Origin of the sequence: Micromonospora sp. NPDC048842, from assembly GCF_040649935.1 — a bacterium.
Classification (GTDB): Bacteria; Actinomycetota; Actinomycetes; order Mycobacteriales; family Micromonosporaceae; genus Micromonospora; species Micromonospora hortensis.
This window is the reverse complement of sequence record NZ_JBEZGK010000001.1, coordinates 390,787-409,985: the sequence shown is the minus strand read 5'-3', so window position 1 is coordinate 409,985 and position 19,199 is coordinate 390,787. Positions and strand designations below refer to the sequence as shown.

Genomic DNA, 19,199 nt, shown 5'->3' with positions numbered 1-19,199 from the left:
GTTGACGTCAGGGGCAAACATGTGCGAGGTGAATCACGCTCGCGAACTGATCAAGAGCTGATGATTGAGATCCGCGACCGTCGACGGTGCAGCGGGGAAGCGCGACCCAGCCGAGCTCCCGGCGCACGAAGGGATCGCGCTGCCGATGACCGGCCGTTCGACCGGTGGCCCGACGGCGATCTGCACTGGAGCGGTGCCCAGATCTAGGGCATGTGTTGAAGTCCGTCACAGCGCGGAGGTGTGGTGCGGACCATAGATGTGGATCTTATGGCCCACGTGCATGTCCTGAGCTGCGGGATGGCTGGCACCGGCCGGCGTCTCGAGTCGTCTAACGCCACGGCGGCATGTCGCGGCCGGAAGCCGGCCATCATCCGCTAGCCGGCGCTGCCCTCGTGTCGTAGCGTCTTCGGCCTCGCGCGGAAGTGGACCTGCTCACCCTGCTGGCCGAACAGGCTGAGGAACTCGGCCCCTTCACCGTCGAGTGTCCCGAACCAGTGGGGGGGTACGGGTGTCGAACTCGGCGGCCTCGCCGGGAAGGAGGACGAGGTCGTGACTGCCAAGCATGAGGCGTAAGCGCCCGTTGAGGACGTAGAGCCACTCGTAACCCTCGTGTGTGCGGAGGTCCGGCGTGTCCGATCCGCCTGCCGCAATCACGATCTTGAAGGCCTGGATGCCGCCCGGTCGGCGCGTGAGCGGCAGCAGGGTCGCCCCGTCGCGCCTGACCGGACGGAGGTTGGCGAACCGCTGCTCGAAGATCGCCGACCCCGATCTCGGCTCTGCCGGACGCCCCGACCATCGCGCGCGATGCGAAAACTCCCCGCTGCCCGAAATGTCCGACTAAGTTCACTGGTGCTGCACCGCTTCAGGTGGTGAGCCGTAAGGAGCTTGATCGAGATGCGGGAAGTGAACGAGGAGTTCCTGGTCGGGCTAGCAGAAATCGCAGCCACGCTTCTCGGGACGTTCCTCGTGGGCGTGTTCTTCTATCTGGACTCAGGGCAGCGCCGCGTTCGCCAGTCCGGGGCTGACCGATACGTGCGTTCGGGTGCGCGGGGCGTGTTTTTGCTGACCGGGCTGCCGCTCGTCGTGCCACTCGCACTCGCCAATCTTGCTCCCATCTGGGGTGTGCTGGCGTTCGCTGTGCTCAGCGCCCTGCTGGTCGCTGCGGCGGCCGATTCTGCCTTTCGGATCCTGCGGAACCGCAACTCGCGCACGTCCATCGCGTTCGCCGTGAATGAGGTTGTGTCGGACATAGCTGTGCTCTTTATCGTCGCAGCACCCTGGGTCCTCGGCGGATGGATCCCGCCGCCATCCGCGTTCGTTCCTTCGCTGGTGCTAGCGCTCGGATGCGGATTCCTCAGCACAGTTGCGCTCGTCATGACTCTTTTTGATCCACCACCAAGCGAGTTCGTGTCCGGTAGGTGACCGGCTCACCTTCGGGCGTCGGCAGGGTTACCTGGAAGCCCGAGAGGAGACAGCATGGGGAAGGAAGGCTCCGGCTGGGGCTGGTGGAAGCGACTGCCCGCCAAGCGGCCACCCGCGCCGTCACCGCGACCATCGTCAACAACCTCGTCGTGGCGGCGGTGTTTAGCCAGCAGTGATCGACGGTCTTTCGCTGGTACTCCAGTCGAGGATCGTGACCAGGGCTCGTCGGGTAGTAGTGGCTACCCTCGTGCCCGCCGCCTGTGATCCCTGCCTGGAAGCCGCCTGGCACGTCGGTCAACCAGCTGCCGGCTTCTCGGGAGAGGGCGGTGCTGGGCGCGGTGGCAGCCCGCGTCGGCCGTCGGGCTATTCAGTCATCGCAAGTGCGTCTTATCCGTGGGCGCTGCGGCAACGTGGTACGACTGCTTCAGCGATTAGCCGACGAGGCGGGCGGACCGGGTGACGAGGAATAGAGTGGCCAATCTGCTGCGCAAACGTGAGAGTCCGCAACGGCCGACTTTCCTGGAACTGTTCTTCGATCTCGTCTACGTCTTCGCGCTCACCCGGATTGTGCACGAGTTGGTGTTGGACTACACCAGGGGTCACGTCCCGGAGCGGTTGACCACCTCCCTTGCGGAGAACGGCGAGACGCTGCTGTTGCTCCTGGCTCTCTGGTGGATCTGGACCCAGACGGCATGGGTGACCAGCCGATTCGATCCGTTCCAGCCGCCGATCCAGTTCGTTGTCGTTGCGACGATGTACGGGAGCCTGCTCCTGGCGGTCGCGATTTCGGGGGCTCTCGCCGAGACGGGCCTGCTCTTCGCGAGCACCTATGTCGCGATTCAGGTGGGCCGCACCCTCTTCTTCGTAGGTGTCGTGCGCGGTCATAATCTGCGCCGCGTCAATATGTTGGCGCTCATCTGGTTCGGCGCGTCGGCCGTACCATGGCTGGCCGGAGCCTTTGTTCCCGAGGTGACGCGCAATTCGCTGTGGACGGTGGCCCTGGCAATCGACTACCTGGGGGCCAGACTCGGCTGGCCGGTACCGGGGGTGGGTCGCTCGCGGGTGTCCCCGTGGGCCGTCGCGGGCGAGCACTTGGCCGAGCGCTACTGGCAGCTTGTCATCGTCGCGCTTGGCGAGACGATCCTGACCTCCGGATCGAGTCTTCTCCGCGGTCCGATCGTGGCTGAACGAACGATGGCCCTTACATTGTCGTTCCTCACCACGGTGTTGCTGTGGCGGATCTACTTCTATCGAGCTGGCCAAATTCTGGGCGAGGCCATCGCGGCATCCCCCGACCCCGGCCGGCTCGGTCGGTTGGCCGAGTTCTCACACCTGCTCATGGTGGCCGGCATCCTCGGCAGCTCAGCCGGCTCCGAACTCGTCCTCATGGATCCGTCCGGAGACGCCAAACCCGCCTGGGTCGGAGCCATCCTCGGCGGGCCTGCGCTCTACCTCGCCGGGCGCTCAGTATTCGAGTATGTGGCCTTCGCCCGAGTGTCCTGGCCACGACCGATCGGGATCCTCGTCCTCGCGGCCATGGCACCGATCATGGTCGGCCTACCGCCTCTCGGGGTCGCTGCGGCAGCAGTCGCGGTCCTGCTCGGCGTCGCCGTCTCGGATACGGCCCGAGCCCACGGGCGTCCACTGGAGGAGGCCTCACCGCCACGCTGACGCGTGTCCGGTGCTGCAGCGATGCCGGGCCTGCGGTGTCGATCCGGGTGCACCCGGCGTCCGTACTGTCCCGTCGCCGTGGGGGCCTGTTGCTGGCTGCGACAGATCAGTTCGGCCCTCGGCGGACGTCCGTCCCCTGCTCGGCGAACGCTTTGAAGTCCTGCATGTGTTGCCGCGACTGCTTGCGAAACGAGCCAGGCATGAGCAGCGCCACCAGCCGCATCAGGAGTCCGTCGAACCGGAACTCGCTCTCGCTCTCCCACAGTGTCGTGTTCGGACCGGCGTCGATGAACCGGTCGCGTTGGGCCTGCCACATGCCCTCGCCGACGATCTCGCGGTCGTAGTGCACGACGACCGAGCTCGGGATGGCGTGCAGATCCGTGGGATCCACGCGCGTGATGGTCTCGGTGGCCTCCATCCTCTGCTTCCCCATCTGGAACACGACTCGCGAGGTGGTCCCGAGCTGGCCGTGCGCCCCGTTCATCGGCTCGTGCAGCACCAGGCCCCGCAGCCACTTTGGCACCTGCGCCGGGTCGGAGATCAGCCGGACCACCTTCTCGCGGGGCAGGTCTACTTCGATCGAGGTGGTGTACTTCATCGCTCGTTGCCTCCGGGGACGTAGAACGCGGTCGTGGCCTCGACCGCGGCCGCCACGTGATCCGGATCGCCGCCGGCGGCCAGGTGAGCTTCGCCCCACGCCACAGCGCTACGCCTGGCGAACTCGCGGCCCGCGGGGGAGGTCTCGAACTCCTCGTGATCGAGGGCCTCGCCGTCGGCTAGGAATCGGGCCAGGGTGAGGAGATGCAGGTCCCAGCCCACACCACCGGCACCGGGGCCGTAGGTCGGGAACATGGGCTCGCCGACTGCCGCTGCGTGGACCAGCTCGAACTCGGTGCCGCCGGCAGGGCTCGGGGACAGGAGCACCTCGACCTCGCTCGTACCCGGCCACTCGTCGGCCTCCGGACCGAAGAGCCAGGACACCCGCAGCCGCCGCGGCGGGTCGCACCGGAGGATCTCGCCGTGCTCACCGCCGTCCAGTTCGAACGACCCCCCGAGCCGAAGGTTGCCGGTGATCGGCTTCAACCAGCGGCCCAGCCGCTCGGGGTCGGTGATGGCGTTCCACACCTCGTCGACCGGTGCGTCGTAGCAACGCCGCAGCTCAATCGTGTACGCGTCGCCGCCGGACAGGGTCGCTGCGCCCATCGTCCGGCGCGCAGCGGCCAGTTCGTCCAGTACATCCTTCATGTCATGTTCCTTTCGCTGGCGGATCGGCCTTGCCAACACCCGGGGTCCGGGATGCACGCCTGCCACGGGCCAGCTCAGTTCCCAGGGCATCGAGCCGCTGATCCCAGAACCTGCGAAACCGGTCCAACCACACGTCAACCTCGCTCAGCGGCGTGGGGTCGACGGCGTAGAACCGGCGAGCCCCCTCGGCCCGGACCGACGCGAACCCGTTCTCGCGCAGAACGCGCAGATGTTGCGAGACGGCCGGCTGGGACAGTGTGAACTCGGCCCGGATCACGTCGGTGATCGCGCCGGAGGTCTGCTCACCGTCGGCGAGCAGCTCCAGGATGCGCCGGCGCACCGGGTCTCCGAGGATGTCGAACGCGTGCACGACTCAGAACCATACCAGGCACTACTTATATAAGTCAGAACTGGCACTTCCCCGTCACCCCCTGACCCACGCCCACCGCCGCCCTTGCCGCACGGGGGGAGTGGTTGGCGATGACGACAACCACACCCTCGCCGCCATGTACCGATCCTGACGGAACTCCCGTAGTTCGACACCATCCGCCTCTGCCGCTGACAGGGCGAGCACGGTCGCCGATATTCGCACCGCGACGCCTACTCCTTCACACCGATGTCGTCGATCGGGGGTGCGCTGAGTAGCCGTCGGACGGGCCACACAGTGGTTGCCAACGCCAGCAGTGTCGTGCCGCCGAGCACCGCCACCCATCCGAGCGGCGGGACGTACGGGATCGGGCTGCCGGTCAGTCCGTTGACGATCGCGCTCAGGGTCAGCGCCGCGATCGTCGCGCCGATCAGCACCGAGGTGCCGAGCAGCCCGGCCTGTTCGGCCTGGACCATCCTTCGAATCTGACGGCGGGTGACCCCGACCAGTTGGAGCAACGCCAACTCACGGCGGCGGGCCAGCGCGGCCATCACCATGGTGGTGGCCGCCGCCAGCGCCGCGTACCCCACCATCACGCCGATCAGCAGCCGGTTGAGCCAGGCGTCGAGCGCCAAGTCGGTGCTGATCAGGCGTGTACGGGCGTAGGGACACCAACCCCACCCCCGTCGCGCGCGATCACCCTCGCCGCTCCGCTCGGGGCGTCGTTCAATGGTGATCGCGCCCGGTCGGACGGCGACGCTCCGCGCGATCCTGGTGCGGACACCCGCCAGAGACAGGGGCGGTTCGCGCGCTGTGCGCCCGACTCGCGTCTGGTCAGCGGACGGCGACGGCCTCGGTAGGTTCTGCCTCGTCCCGGACGGCACGGACCGAATTTTTCGGGCCGTGCAGTGTGATGTGGAGAAAGAGTGCGCCCATGACGGCGACGCCCGCCGTCAGGAGCCTATGTAGCGACCACACCGTCATATGGTGACTTGCCGGCGGGCGGCCACTCTGCTGACTGTGAAGTTGATTGCGAAAATCCCAACCACGGCTTCGAGGAGTAAGTTTCGCGGGCTCCAGTCCCAACCGTAGAGCGTCCAATTGGTCGGCTGATAGGCCAGCATGGGCAGCATTAGTGCCAGAAGGACCGCGCTGGCCGCGATCGATACCCGCACATCAAAGGCTGCGCCCACGAGGGCCGCCACCAGCCCGGCGGCCATGATGACCGGTAGGGTCAACCCGCCTGCCCAGCCATTGAGCGGATTGGGCGTTATGAACGCTATAGCCATCGTGGCACCGAGAAGCCAGGTCCATGGTCGCGTGGCCCGTGGCTGGCGCGCTCGAAGTAGTGCCACCATTGTTAACACGGCTAACAAGCATATCCACGTAGAGATTTGCATGATCAGGTAGAGACCTGTCCGGAGCCCCAAGGCGTCGTCGTACCTCGCCCATGGCTCTACTGCGTATCTCAGGTCATTCGCTGCGGAGTACCAGACCTCCCAGCCGAAGGCGCCGATGGTTATGGGGAGTGCGAGGCGGTAGCGAGCCCACACCGCGGCGGTCAGCGCGAGAAGCAGCAATGTGGGCGTGACCGAGCTTCGCTCATACAGGAAGTTGGCGGAATTACCCGGCAGCAGCAGCCATACGCGCCACGTGAGGGGCAGGGCCGTAAGGGCGACGCCGCACACGAGCAGGGACAGTGCGATCGATCGCAGGGCGGAGTGTCGCAAGGTGTCCCGGGAGCGGAGCTGGTCTACGCCGGAGCGGACCCGCAGACCTCCCACCACGAGTGCGAGGGACTCCCGAAGCCTCGGGTGCCTCCGGTCCGTCTCGCCCGCGACCAGCAGCGTCTCCAGCATCTCGTCGGCGCGGTACTGCCGATAGGCCCGAGGGTACGCGCGCAGCAGCCACCGGTAGCGGCGCTCAAGGCCGGTCATGCCGGCGCCGTCCGAACCGTCGCGGCCGTCGACCGTACGGAGCGGTCTCGAACGACCCGAGCCGCAGCGATCAGCCGCGTCGCCTCATCGTGCAGTGCGGACAACCCGCGCTCGGTCAGCTCGTAGGTGCGACGGGCACGACCGTTGACCACCGTCTCCTCGGCCACCCGCACCATCTCCTCACCGTTGAGCCGGTCGAGTGCGGCGTACAGCGTGCCGGTCGTCAACCGCACTCGCCCGTCGGACAACTCCTGCGCGCGTTTGACGATGGCGTAGCCGTGCAACGGCTCGTCCTGCAACGCGGCGAGGATGAAGTACGTGGGCTCGCGCATCGGAGCGGAGGGTCTAGTCATGTCATCGACATAAGCAGATCGTCGACGTATCCGTCAAGCGCAAGTGTCGGCCGGATGCGGTGAGGCGAGGCGAGGCGAGGGAGTATGCCGTGGAGCTGCAACTGCGCATGTCCGACAAGGTTCGAGATTTCGTCGAGCAGATACCGCACGAAATGCTGGTGCGGTTCCCGATCATTCGAAACGAGGCCGTGGGCCGGGTGAATCAGGCCTGCGCACACCACCACGGCGACCAACTGCTGACCCCACCCGGCGGGCCGGCCGTCCGCTGCTCGGTCGAGCTGTCGTACCTCCGTCACTCCTCGTGCCGCCATCGGGATTGACCCCCGTTGTCTACGTCCCATACCGTTGGCCACATCAATTCACGGGGGTGAATGATGTATCCAACGGATGTCTCTCGTGCCACTGTCCGCCAGAGACGACTGCCTACTGGACGATCCAGGCCGCTGACGCCCACTGCGCCGGCCGAACGTTCGTCTCCACGTACGGCGACCCGGGTTGTGCCCGATCTGATTCCGTAGTCAACGCCCTGCACGCCGCCGATCCGCGTCGGGCGCTGACACGGGCCCGCCGAGCGGTCGTCACCGACCCCGAGTGCCAGCCCCGGTTCCGTCGGTTTCGATGGCGGCCCAGTCGCCAGGTCGCTCCCGCGACCATCCCGCACCTCACGAAATCCCGATCTCGCCTAACAACGACCAGGCATGGCCTGGTCGGTTGGAGCTGCCATGTCTGTCGATGTAGGTCACGCCGCCGCCGACCCAGCAGAGGTGGGTGGGCTGCGCAGCCGCAGCGGGCCCAACGGGTGGCTCGGATTGGTGCGGCTGCGCTGGCTCGCCGCCGCCACCGCGCTACTGATGCCGGCGGCGGGGATGCCGGTGTTGGCCGAACGGCCGGCCGCCGCGGCACCCGCCGCTGCCCCCTGCGTGGCGGAGGCGGCCTCCCCGGCGCAGGCACTGGCCGTGGCGAAGGACTGTGCCCGGCCGGTGGTGGTCGGCTCGTCCCGCTCCGAGTACGCGCAGGTAACGGCGCAACCGGACGGTCGGCTCAGGTTCGAGTCCGGGGTGGTTCCGCAGTGGACCCGCCGCGCGGACGGCACCTGGGTGGACGTCGACCTCGACCTCGCCCGGGGCTCCGACGGACGGGTACGGCCGGCCGCGTCGGCGGCGGAGGTGGCGTTCTCCGGTGGCGGGGCGGCTCCGCTGGCAACCCTGACCAGGGAAGGGAAGACCCTCACGGTGGGCTGGCCGGCCGCGCTGCCGGCGCCGGCGCTCACCGGCGACACCGCGACGTACCCCGAGGTGTTGCCCGGCGTCGACCTCGCGGTCCAGGCGACCCGGACCGGCTTCACCCACGTGCTGGTGGTGAAGACGGCCACGGCGGCTGCCAACCCGGCGCTGCGCCAGATCCGATTCGACCTGGGCGGCGACGCGCGGGCGGTCCGATTGCCGGACGGGTCGTTGCGGGCCGACGTCGGCGCCACGGCTTTCGCCACGGCCACACCGGCGACGATGTGGAACTCCGCGGGTCAGACGACGATCGCCGGCAGGGCCGGTGTGGCTTCGGTGCCCGCCGAGCGTTCCTCGGTCGACGGACCGGCGGCGACCGCGCGGACCGTACGGGTGGAAACCGCAGTGGACGCCACCGGTGACCTGCTGCTGACCCCGGACCCGGCCATGCTCGGCGCAGACGCGGGCGACTTCCCGGTCTTCATCGACCCGGCCTGGTCGGTGAAGCAGAACCGCTGGGCGTACGCGACCAACAACGGCTGCTCCAACTCCGACGTCAGCGTGGCCCGGGTCGGGCTGAGCCCGGAGGGGCCCTGCCAGGGGCAGCTCTACCGGTCGTTCTTCCAGTTCCCCCTGACCGCCATGAAGGGGAAGCACATCGAGAGCGCCTACGTGCAGATGAAGCTGGACCACTCATGGTCGTGTGACGACAGTTGGGCCTACATGTACCACGTGCCGGCGATCGACCACGCCATGCAGGCGACCTGGTCGAAGATGAAGCTCAACGCGATCATGGACGGTGCGCCCGGGCACGCGAACGAGGCGGGTGGTTGCGGTGTCATCCAACCCGACATGACCATGAACTTCGAGTCCGGCGTGGTGACCTCGAAGGTCCAGGCCGTCGCCAGCGCCGGCGGCACCGCGATCACTGTCGGCTTCGCCGCCCGGGACAGCGCCGGCGACGGCGAGTCCACCCAGGGCCGGTGGAAGAAGTTCTTCCCGAACGACGCCAAGCTGGTCGTCGACTACGACTCCATCCCGGGCAAGCCGAACGGTCTCCAGGTCGCCGGTGTCGCCTGCCTGCCCGACGGCGTACTGCCGATCGGCACGCTGGCTCCGAAGTTCTCCGCCGTCTACCCGGACGCCGACACCACCCAGAGCCTGACCGGCACCTACGAGTGGATCGAGGTGCCGGCCGCCGGCATCGGCACCGTCACCGACGCGTACCCGACCCGGCTGACCCGGCCGCCGACCGCGTCCGCACCCGCGAACGGCCGGGCCACCGCCGCCGCCGTGGCCGTCGTCACCGGCAAGACGTACGCGTACCGGGTGACCGCCGTCGACCCGGCACCGTACTCGCGGTGGAGCGGCTGGTCGCCATGGTGCCAGTTCACCGCCGACACCACCGTTCCCCCGGTCACGGTCACGCTCCAGGGCTCGCCGGGCGGGCCGGGCGAACCGGTCACCTTCCGGATCGAGTCGGCCGCCACCGACGCCACGTCGTTCAAGTACGGCTGGACCGGCCCGACCACGGTGGTGACCGCAACCGGCACCCCGAAGAGCGCCACCGTGACGCTGCGGCCCCCGAAGTACGGCCAGAACACGCTGTACGTCTCGGCCGTCGACGCCACCCGCAACGAGGGGTATGGCAGCGTCGAGTTCGTCGTCGACCGTCCCTCCCCGGCGATCGCCCGCTGGGGGCTGGAAACCTACCCGGGTGTCACGCAGGGCCAGGCGCTCGCCGACCAACAGGGCGCGGTCGCCGGTGACACCCCGCTGGCCCCGACGAACGTCAGCTGGGCCGCCGACGCCCGGCTTCTCGGCGGTGGCAGCGCCGCGTTCAACGGCACCACCTCACAGGCCGCCACCGCGGCTCCCGTGCTCGACACCACCAACTCGTTCAGCGTGGCCGCCTGGGTCAGGCCGGGTGTCCTGCCGACCAGCGACATGAAGGTGCTCACCCAGGACGCCACCGACGCCGCCCGGTTCGAGTTCGGCGTACGCCGGCAAGGCACCCCGCAGGTCCCGCACTGGTCGTTCGTCATGAAGGACACCTCGGCGCAGACCAGCGCGAGCCGGGTGGCGATCGCCCCGACCCCGTTCACCGCGGCCGAGGCGGCACGCTGGACCCACCTGGCCGGTGTCTACGACAGGACCGCCGGCAAACTGCGGCTCTACGTCAACGGCGTACGGGTGGCCGAGACCGACTACGTCGCGGCGCCCTGGCCCACCAGCGGTAAGTTCGTGGTCGGTCGAGGCTTCGCGGCGGGTCTCCCGTCCAACTGGTGGACCGGCAACATCGCCGACGTGCAGGTGTTCAACCGGGTGCTGGTCGACCACGACTTCACCGGCCAACTCGCCACCGACGAGTACTCCGGTGGCTTCGACGAACCAGGCATCCTCGCCCCGATCGAGGTCGGACGCTGGGACATGAACGCCGCCAGGCCCTGTTACCAGGTCGGCATCCCGTCCACCTGCGAGGCACCGGACGGAGCGACGTGGGGCCGGCGGTTGAGTCTGACCCAGGGCGCGACGGTCGACGCCGGCTACCGCGACAGCGGCCTGATGCTCGACAAGCGCCACTTCGTGGAGGACCCGGCCGACCCGTACTTCGGCCTGTCCACGCTGGAGTACGGCTGGTCGCAGCGAAACCTGGCCGCCGAGGGCAGCCCGCCGCAGTGGCAGGACACCCCGGTGCTACGTACCGACGACTCGTTCACCGTCTCGGTCTGGGTACGCCCGGACCAGTTCGAGCCCCGTACCTTCACCGCGGCCGGGCAGCGGGGCACCAAGGAGTCAGCCTTCTACCTCTCCCTACGGGAGTACCGCCTCGCCAGCGGCGCGAGCGAGCACCGCTGGCGGTTCACAGTGGGCGGTGCGGACGACGACGTCACGCCGGTGCGCGTCCATGCCGAGGGAAACCGGCTGCTGACCGAGGACGACATCGGCACCTGGACCCACCTGGCCGGCGTCTACGACGCCCAGGCCGCTGAGATCCGGCTGTACGTCAACGGCGTCCTGGAGAAGTCCACGCCCTGCGCCGGGGTGTTCCGCGCGACGGGGCCGCTGACAGTGGGGGCGGCGCTGTTCACCGGCCCCGGCGAGCAGCCCCGCCTCGTCGACTACTTCCAGGGCGGCCTGGACGACCTGCTGGTCTACCAGGGCGCCCTGACCGACACCGCGGTTTCCGAACTACACAAGTCACAGGCACAGGCACAGCTCCAGTCCTGAGCGCCGGTCAACCGCCGGACCGGTGACCGGTTCCGGTCCCACACCCGACCTCGTCGACCCCTTATTCCGGAGGATCCAGTGAACGGTCCGCGTCAACGAGGCTCGGGTGCCAAGCCACCGGGTCGACCTCGTCAGGTGCTCGCCGCCATCGTCACCGCGGTGGTAGCGGGGTCGATGCTTGTGGCATCGCCGGCGACGGCGGGCGCGCTCGCCGCCCCGGAGCGCCTGCGGTCGCAGGCCGACCCGGTGGACAAGCACGGCGGGGAGGTACGCGGGATCGCCTGGCCCACACCGGCCCCGGCGGGCAAGCCGGCCCCGCCGCCGGTGTGGCCCAAGGCGGGCCGGGCAGCGGCCTCGCTCGGGACCGGGCGCGCGGACACCTCGGGCACACCAGGCGTACGGGTTGGTCAGCTTCCGGTCTGGGTGAACCGGGCCGGTGGTTCCGCGAGCGGGGACCCGACCGACGTGACTGTCGAGATCGTCGGTCGCGACGCCGTTGCACCGACCTGGCGGGACGGCGTGGTCCTCCAGGTGGGCGGTGCGCAACGGGCTGCCGGACCGGCGAGGGTCAACCTGTCCGTCGACTACAACGAATTCCGCCATGCGTACGGAGGTAGCTGGGCTGACCGTCTGCGGCTGTGGCAGCTACCGCCCTGTGCCCTGACCACACCGGATGCTCCGGGCTGCCAGGCCAGCCCCCTCCCTTCCCGCAACGACACCGTGACCGGTCGCGTGTCCGCCGAGGTGTCGACGGCCGGCGGCAGCGTGGTCGCGCTCGCGGCCGACGCCAAGGGGTCGGCGGGCGACTTCACCGCCACCTCGCTGTCAGCGTCGGCCACCTGGACCGGCGGCGGCTCCACCGGCGGGTTCTCCTGGGCGTACCCGATGCGGACCCCGCCGGGGCTGAATGGCCCCAGCCCAACGGTCTCGCTGGCCTATTCGTCGGCGAGCGTCGACGGACGGTCGGCCGCCACGAACAACCAACCGTCATTCGTCGGCGAGGGCTTCGACTACTGGCCCGGCTACATCGAGCGCAGCTATGTGTCGTGCAGCGACGACAAGACCCCCGGCGCCAACAACGAGAAGAAGACCGGAGATCTCTGCTGGCGCTCCGACAACGCCACCATGACCCTGAACGGCACCGGTACGGAACTGGTGTTCCAGGACGGCAAGGGCTGGCATTCGCGCAGCGAGCAGGGCGCGAGGATCGAGAAGCTGGCGAACGCCTCGAACGGCGACAACAACGGCGAGCACTGGCGGGTCACCACCACCGACGGGGTCCAGTACTACTTCGGGTTGAACAGCCTGCCCGGCCAGAGCAGTGGCACCAACTCGACCTGGACCGCACCCGTGTTCGGCAACCACGACAACGAGCCCTGCCACGCCAACGAGTTTCTGGACTCGGACTGCACCCAGGCGTGGCGATGGAACCTCGACTACGTCGTCGACCCGCGCGGCAACACGATGTCGTACTGGTACGACAGAGAGAACAACAAGTACGCGCAGAACCTGACCGCGGCGTCCGACGTCTCCTACGTCCGGGGCGGGATGATCCGCCGGATCGACTACGGCACCTGGGACCGTGGCACCAGCGACCGGTCGACCACCCCGATCGCCCAGGTCCTGTTCACGCCGGCCGACCGGTGTGTGACGTCGAACTGCGGCACCCACAACGCGACGAACTGGCCGGACGTGCCATGGGACCAGGAGTGCACCGGGTCGGAGTGCGGCGACAACTTCTCCCCGACCTTCTGGACCACGAAACGACTCGCGAAGGTCACGACCCGGGTCTGGGACACGACGAAGGCGACCCCGGACTGGCAGGACGTCGACTCCTGGACCCTCACCCACACGTTCCCGTCGCCCGGCGACGGCACCAACGCGGGGCTGTGGCTCGCCTCCATCGCACGCACCGGTCACGTCGGCACGGCCGTCACCCTGCCGCCGATCACGTTCGAGCCGACCGCGATGCCGAACCGGGTCCTCACCGACTCGAACACGACGAACAACTGGCAGCGTATCGCCAACATCGTCACCGAGACGGGCGCGAAGATCCAGGTCACCTACAGCCTGCCGGAATGCCACAAGGACAACGTTCCGAGTGGAGCACACACCAACACCAAGCTCTGCTATCCGGTCATCGGACCCGACCCCAACGGTGCCGAGGACGCGCTGCTGACGGAGTGGTGGCACAAGTACGTGGTACGCCACGTGTCCGAGTCGGACGTGCAACTCGCCGGTGGACACCAGGCGCCGCCGAAGTTCACCACCTACTCGTACGGTGGCAACCCGGCCTGGCACTACTCCGACGACGACGGTCTGATCAAGCCGAAGCACAAGACCTGGAACCAGTTCCGGGGCTATTCGGAGGTCACCACCCGGGTCGGCGACACCGACGGCCGGAAGACCCTGACCGTCACCAAGTATCTGCGCGGGATGCACGGTGACCGCTCCAGTCCCACGGGCGGCACCAGACAGGTGACCGTCGGCGCCTCGCTGGGCAACGAGACCGTTCACGACGAGGACTGGTTCGCCGGCTCGGTGCGTGAGGAGACCGTCTACAACGGCGACCTCAACAAGCCGGTCAGCAGGACCGTGAACGTACCCTGGCAGTCCCCGCCGACCGCCAGTCGCACGATCAACAACGACCTGGTCACGGCCCGCTTCACGAACACCCGGCTGACCTATTCCGCGACCGCGCTCGGCGCGGACGGTGCGGCCGGCTGGCGGGTCACCCGCTCCACGTCGGCGTTCGACGACACCCACGGCACCCTCGACTGGACCCAGGACGACGGCGACGTCGACGTGGCCGGTGACGAGCAGTGTGTCACCCAGACCTACAACCGCAACCTGGGCAGGAACCAGACCGGGCTGTTGAAACGGGTCACCACGAACGCCCTGCCCTGTGGGACGGCACCGGTCAGCGCCGGCGACGTCGTGGCCGACGCCCGTTACAGCTATGACGGTGCGGCCAGCGCGGACACCGCGCCGACCTACGGCTCCATCTCCCGAACCGAACAACTGCGCGACTGGACGGCCACGACCGGCACGGTTTTCCAGACGGAGGGCCAGGCCACCTACGACGCTTTCGGACGGGCGGTCACCACGACCGACGCACGGTCGGTGACCACCGCGACCGCGTACACGCCGGCCGTGGGCGGGCCGGTGACCAGGGTCAGCAAGACCATCAAGAGCGGGTTCAACTGGACGAGTCACGAGGAGGTGTCGCGGTACTGGGGGACGGCCTGGAAGACCACCGACGTGAACTCCCGCGTGGCCGAGGTGACCCTGGACGGCCTGGGACGGACGACTCAGGTCTGGAAGGTGGGTTGGTCGAAGGCGGACAACCCGCAGAAGCCGTCCGTCCGCTACGTGTACGCCTATTCACCGACCCGGTCCGACTACTCGTCGGTCAGGACCGAGACTCTGAACGCCGCCGGCAATTACCAGACGACGTATCAGATCTACGACGCGATGTTGCGGCCCCGGCAGACCCAGTCCTCCGGGATCGGCGGCGGTCGTCTCGTCACCGACACCATCTACGACCGCTGGGGGCGGACCGCCGTCGCGTACGGGGCGCATGCCGAGCCGGGCACGGCCTCGGGGACGCTGTGGTGGGAGCCCGAGTGGTCGGTGCCGGCGGTCGCCCGCACCGAGTACGACGACGCCAGCCGCCCGATCGCGGAGGTCTCGCTCGCCGGGGACGGTGTGACGAACCTGGTGGAGAAGTGGCGGACCAGCACGTCGTACCGGGGTGACAGCATCGCCCGCACCCCGGCCCCCGGTGACGTCCCGACCACCAGATTCCTCGACTTCAAGGGACGCGACGTCGAGGTACGCCAGCACACCACTCCGGCGGGTGTCTCCGGCGCCTACGACGCGGTCAGGTACACGTACAACCGGAAGAACCAGCTCACGAAGATCACCGACCCGGCCGGCAACGAGTGGACCTACAAGTACGACATCAGGGGTCGACAGATCGAGTCCCGTGACCCGGACAAGGGCACGAGCGTTTCCGCCTACACCCTCTACGGCGACCTGGAGAAGGGCGTCGACGCCCGTGGTGAGGTGCTCGTCTACACCTACGACGCCATGGGCCGCCGGACCGGCCAGTACGACGACGCGGTCTCGCCGGGCAAGCTGCGGGCCGAATGGAAGTACGACCAGCTCTTCACCGGCGTCACCGTACGCGGACAACTGACCCAGTCGACCCGGTACGAACCGGCAGGCTCGGCCAACGCGTACACCTGGCGGGCGATCAACTTCAACACCCGTTACCAGGTGATCGGGGACCAGTACGTCATTCCGAGCACGGTCACCGGACTGGGACAGGAGTGGACCTACTCGTACGGGTTCGCCCCCACCGACGGGACACAAGTCTCGATCACCTACCCCGGTGCCGGCGGCCTCGCCGAGGAGACGGTGAGCACCGGATACGACGGCACGACCGGACTGCCGCAGACGCTGACCACGAACCTGCCGACGGTCGGGTCGTACGTCGTCGGGCAGCAGTACACCGTGTACGGCGAGCCCACCGTCCTGACCCGGAAGACCGCCGGGGGGACGTACGTCGAGGACAACAACGTCTACGAGACGGACACCCGCCGGATCCGACAGACGACGATCAAGCCGGAGACCTCGGCCGGCACCATCTCCGACCGCACCTACTCCTACGACGCCGCCGGTAACATCCTGCAACTCGTCGACAAGCCAGGGGTCGGACAGGCCGAGAGCCAGTGCTTCCGGTACGACGGGCTGCGCCGCCTGACCTCGGCCTGGACGCCCCGAGCCGGCGTGGAGTGCGCCACCGATCCGTCGGTGGGGAACCTGGGCGGACCCGCCCCCTACTGGACCGACTGGACGTTCGACCGGATCGGCAACCGGCTGACCCAGACCAGCCACGGCTCGACGGGCAACACCACGAACACGTACACGGTGCCCACCAGCGGCGCGAACTCCGTACGGCCGCACACGGTGACCTCCGTCCGGACCGAGGCACCCGGACAGGCGCCGGTGACCAAGTCGTACGGCTACAACGCCACCGGCGAGACCGCCACCCGGCCGGGTGTGGCCGCCGACCAGACGTTGGCCTGGGATGCCGAGGGTCGACTGACAAGCGTCACCGAGAGCGGCGCCACACTGGCCAGTCACGTCTACAACGCCGAGGGCGAGCGGATCCTCCGACGAGACGCCACCGGCACCACCCTCTACCTGCCCGGAATGGAGATCCGGCGAGACCTCGGCGCGACGCAGAACACCGCCACCCGGTACTACTCCTTCGCCGGCAAGTCGATCGCCAGCCGTTCGGACGGCGGTGGACTGCAGTGGCTGTTCAGCGACCACCAGGGCACCCAACAGATCAGCGTGAACGCGGCGACCCAGGCGGTCACGATCCGCCGCCAGACCCCGTACGGTGCACCGCGCGGGGACCAGGCGGCCTGGCCCAACGGCAAGGGCTTCGTCGGTGGCGACATCGACTCGACCGGGCTGACCCACATCGGGGCACGGGAGTACGACCCGACGCTCGGCAGGTTCGTGTCGGTCGACCCGTTGATGGACCAGAACCAACCGCAGCAGTGGCACGGCTACGCGTACGCCGGCAACTCGCCGATCACGTTCAGCGACCCGACCGGGTTGATCCAGGATGACGTCTGGGCCGGTCGGGCAAGTCCGGACGACGTAAAGCGAAACGACGGAGGCTCGGGTTCCGGCGGTGGCGGCGGTGGCGGTGGCGGTGGCTCGAAAGCCGGCCAACCGGATCGTGATGAGGAAGTCAAGAAGCGGCGGAAAGCCTTCATCAATTTCACGGTTCACTACATCGGTGACTGCGATACCTACGGCGGCTTCCGCGGCTACCGCTATTTCAGGTGTCACATCTCCGACTTCACTCCGGCTGAACTTCAGGAGTCGCTTGCCGCCTTCATGTGTGAGGTCGAGGGCGACTGCGCTATGCGGGACGCCCGGGCCAAGGAATCGAAGCTCAAGTTCTACGAGTGGATGAGCTGGATTCCTGGCATTGGGATTCCGTACTCCATTGCGCTCGCCAAGGAGAAGCTTGACAACGGCGACTACGTCGGGCTGGTTCTCGATCTCGCCGGAGCAATTCCGGTGGGCAAGGCCGGAAAAGTTGTCGGCGAAGGCGTCGATCTTCTTTCCGGTGCCTCGAAGGCAGCCGATGACGTGGTCGAGGCATGCAGAGTGGTCAACAGCTTCAGCCGGGACACGCCGGTACTCATGGCGGATGGTTCGACAAAGGAGATCGGGGACGTCAAGGTCGGTGACCTGGTGCAGGCGACCGATCCCCACGCCGGTGTGACTGCAGCCAAACAGGTGACTCGCCTGCACCTGAATCGCGACTCGCAGCTCACGACGCTCGTCCTGGTGCTGCCCACTGGTGCGATGGCTGATGTCGAGACCACGTGGGAGCACCCGATCTGGTCCGTGTCCCGTGGCTACTGGGTTAATGCGGCCGAGCTTGTGGCGGGGGAGCGGCTGCGCTCGAGCGCTGGGAGTGAGGTGCGAATCGCGAGCGTCCGTAATTACACTGGCGCCCAGTACATGCACAACCTCACCATTTCCGATATCCACACGTACTATGTGCTGGCCGGCACCGCGCCAGTGCTGGTTCACAACGTCAATGATATTCCGCTACCAACTCAGGTTCAGGGTAAAAATCAGCCGCTGACCAACAAGCAAGCTGAACATCTTGCTAAGTATCTTGGATACAAGAAAACGAACTTCCGTGTTCGTGGTCAACCTGTTTTCACGAACGGGAAGACTTTCATCTCGCAGGACATTGGCAGTGGGGATGGATCACACAACGGCGGAACGTGGAAGATTGCCAACTCGGTGGACGACCTCGGGAGGAAATCTACTCGGCTTGCCACCACGGACGCGCTCTTGAACAAGATTGGATGCTGAAAGTGGGAGATGACAACACCCCTGAGAAGCAATTTTACTGGAGCCTTGATCTGCCGGGCATGACGGCCGATCAAGCAGTCCAAGTGGGCTCTGTCATTAAAGATCAAGGGATTGACCTTGAGGTGCTGTTGGTCGACCCGTCCAACTTCCTGACGCTTCATCTTGATCGGGAATCGGTGGAAGCTATAGTGGCCGGCTTGACTGTGGTCCGCTCGAATCCTGTTAATGACAGCTTGAGGGAATCGCTGGAAGATTGGTTGGCGTACCCGGAGCGTTGATCCGCCTGATCTGTCCGCTCGAGAGTTGCATTCAAAATGGAGAGGTGATCGCGGTCAGCGCGACCGCCGGTTGCCGGTTGCGGGTCGCGTGGCTACACCGCTAAGCCGTATCACGGAGGGCCTCAGGTGCTGCCCACGTCTGCTTCGCTGGTGGAATGACTCCGCCTTCGTCCGTACTGTGCCGTGAGGCTGTAGCGCGCGCATTCAAGCACCGAGCGGCCAGTTGCCGGCGGGGTCTGGCGCTGGCGCGGGAGGCCGGGTACGAGAACACGGTGTCCGCGCACCTGGCCAATCTGGCGCTGCTGGCGGCTCCGCGCGGTGACGAGGAACTCTGCGAGCGGCGGGCCCGCGAGGCGCGGCCATCGCCCTGCCACACCGGGTGGGACTGTACGGAGGTGGCGACGTACGCGCTGACGATGCTGAGACGCTGACTTTAGGCAGTGGAAGAAGTGGGCTGGTCGGGCCGAGTCGTCGGAGGAAGTGCAGGACCAAACGCCGCTTCTGTAGATGCTGTATATCGGCGTAGAGCGTTTCGGGCGAGCGGGCTGCGG

General features: G+C 67.5%; 13 protein-coding genes and 1 pseudogene. 7 read left to right on the top strand and 7 right to left on the bottom strand.

Annotated elements, in window-relative coordinates; translation table 11 throughout:
* Positions 1-374: 374 nt before the first annotated feature.
* A pseudogene (locus AB0C19_RS01770) lies at positions 375-735 on the bottom strand (cupin domain-containing protein); the annotation flags it as partial.
* Positions 736-894: 159 nt separating this feature from the next.
* On the opposite strand from AB0C19_RS01770, the gene AB0C19_RS01765 reads away from it, so the two are divergent.
* Both AB0C19_RS01765 and AB0C19_RS01760 read left to right on the top strand, forming a co-directional pair.
* Positions 895-1,422 carry a hypothetical protein gene (locus tag AB0C19_RS01765; protein ID WP_357177881.1) on the top strand — a complete coding sequence of 176 codons (528 nt, stop codon included), beginning with the start codon at positions 895-897 and terminating at the stop codon, positions 1,420-1,422.
* 471 nt (positions 1,423-1,893) lie between these two features.
* Positions 1,894-3,093, top strand: a complete 1,200-nt coding sequence (locus AB0C19_RS01760; protein ID WP_357177878.1) for a low temperature requirement protein A — start codon at positions 1,894-1,896, stop codon at positions 3,091-3,093.
* A gap of 106 nt (positions 3,094-3,199) precedes the next feature.
* Here AB0C19_RS01760 and AB0C19_RS01755 read toward each other — a convergent pair whose 3' ends face one another.
* The 6 genes from AB0C19_RS01755 to AB0C19_RS01730 form a co-directional block, all read right to left on the bottom strand.
* Positions 3,200-3,691, bottom strand: a complete 492-nt coding sequence (locus tag AB0C19_RS01755) for an SRPBCC family protein (protein WP_357177874.1) — start codon at positions 3,689-3,691, stop codon at positions 3,200-3,202.
* Positions 3,688-4,338, bottom strand: coding sequence for an SRPBCC family protein (locus AB0C19_RS01750; RefSeq protein ID WP_357177871.1), 651 nt, complete (start codon positions 4,336-4,338; stop codon positions 3,688-3,690). The genes AB0C19_RS01755 and AB0C19_RS01750 overlap by 4 nt, the downstream gene beginning before the upstream one ends.
* Position 4,339: 1 nt before the next feature.
* Positions 4,340-4,708 carry a metalloregulator ArsR/SmtB family transcription factor gene (locus tag AB0C19_RS01745; RefSeq protein WP_357177868.1) on the bottom strand — a complete coding sequence of 123 codons (369 nt, stop codon included), beginning with the start codon at positions 4,706-4,708 and terminating at the stop codon, positions 4,340-4,342.
* A gap of 230 nt (positions 4,709-4,938) precedes the next feature.
* Positions 4,939-5,340, bottom strand: coding sequence for an FtsX-like permease family protein (locus AB0C19_RS01740; protein WP_357177865.1), 402 nt, complete (start codon positions 5,338-5,340; stop codon positions 4,939-4,941).
* A gap of 345 nt (positions 5,341-5,685) precedes the next feature.
* Positions 5,686-6,642 (bottom strand): hypothetical protein, encoded by a 957-nt coding sequence (locus AB0C19_RS01735; protein ID WP_357177862.1) that lies wholly within the window; start codon positions 6,640-6,642, stop codon positions 5,686-5,688.
* Positions 6,639-6,974: a PadR family transcriptional regulator gene (locus tag AB0C19_RS01730; RefSeq protein WP_357177859.1), complete on the bottom strand. Its 336-nt coding sequence runs from the start codon at positions 6,972-6,974 to the stop codon at positions 6,639-6,641. The genes AB0C19_RS01735 and AB0C19_RS01730 overlap by 4 nt, the downstream gene beginning before the upstream one ends.
* A 110-nt stretch (positions 6,975-7,084) precedes the next feature.
* Between AB0C19_RS01730 and AB0C19_RS01725 the strand changes: the two genes are divergently transcribed.
* From AB0C19_RS01725 to AB0C19_RS01705, 5 genes are all read left to right on the top strand, one after another.
* Positions 7,085-7,315 carry a hypothetical protein gene (locus AB0C19_RS01725; RefSeq protein ID WP_357177856.1) on the top strand — a complete coding sequence of 77 codons (231 nt, stop codon included), beginning with the start codon at positions 7,085-7,087 and terminating at the stop codon, positions 7,313-7,315.
* A 402-nt stretch (positions 7,316-7,717) separates the two neighbouring features.
* A complete protein-coding gene (locus tag AB0C19_RS01720; RefSeq protein ID WP_357177853.1) occupies positions 7,718-11,449 on the top strand; it encodes a LamG domain-containing protein in 3,732 nt (1,243 codons plus the stop codon).
* A 78-nt stretch (positions 11,450-11,527) separates the two neighbouring features.
* Complete coding sequence (locus tag AB0C19_RS01715; protein ID WP_357177850.1) at positions 11,528-18,370, top strand: RHS repeat-associated core domain-containing protein; 6,843 nt, start codon at positions 11,528-11,530, stop codon at positions 18,368-18,370.
* Positions 18,364-18,648 carry a hypothetical protein gene (locus AB0C19_RS01710; RefSeq protein WP_357177847.1) on the top strand — a complete coding sequence of 95 codons (285 nt, stop codon included), beginning with the start codon at positions 18,364-18,366 and terminating at the stop codon, positions 18,646-18,648. The genes AB0C19_RS01715 and AB0C19_RS01710 overlap by 7 nt, the downstream gene beginning before the upstream one ends.
* Before the next feature lie 272 nt (positions 18,649-18,920).
* Positions 18,921-19,079: a hypothetical protein gene (locus AB0C19_RS01705; RefSeq protein ID WP_357177845.1), complete on the top strand. Its 159-nt coding sequence runs from the start codon at positions 18,921-18,923 to the stop codon at positions 19,077-19,079.
* Positions 19,080-19,199: the final 120 nt, after the last annotated feature.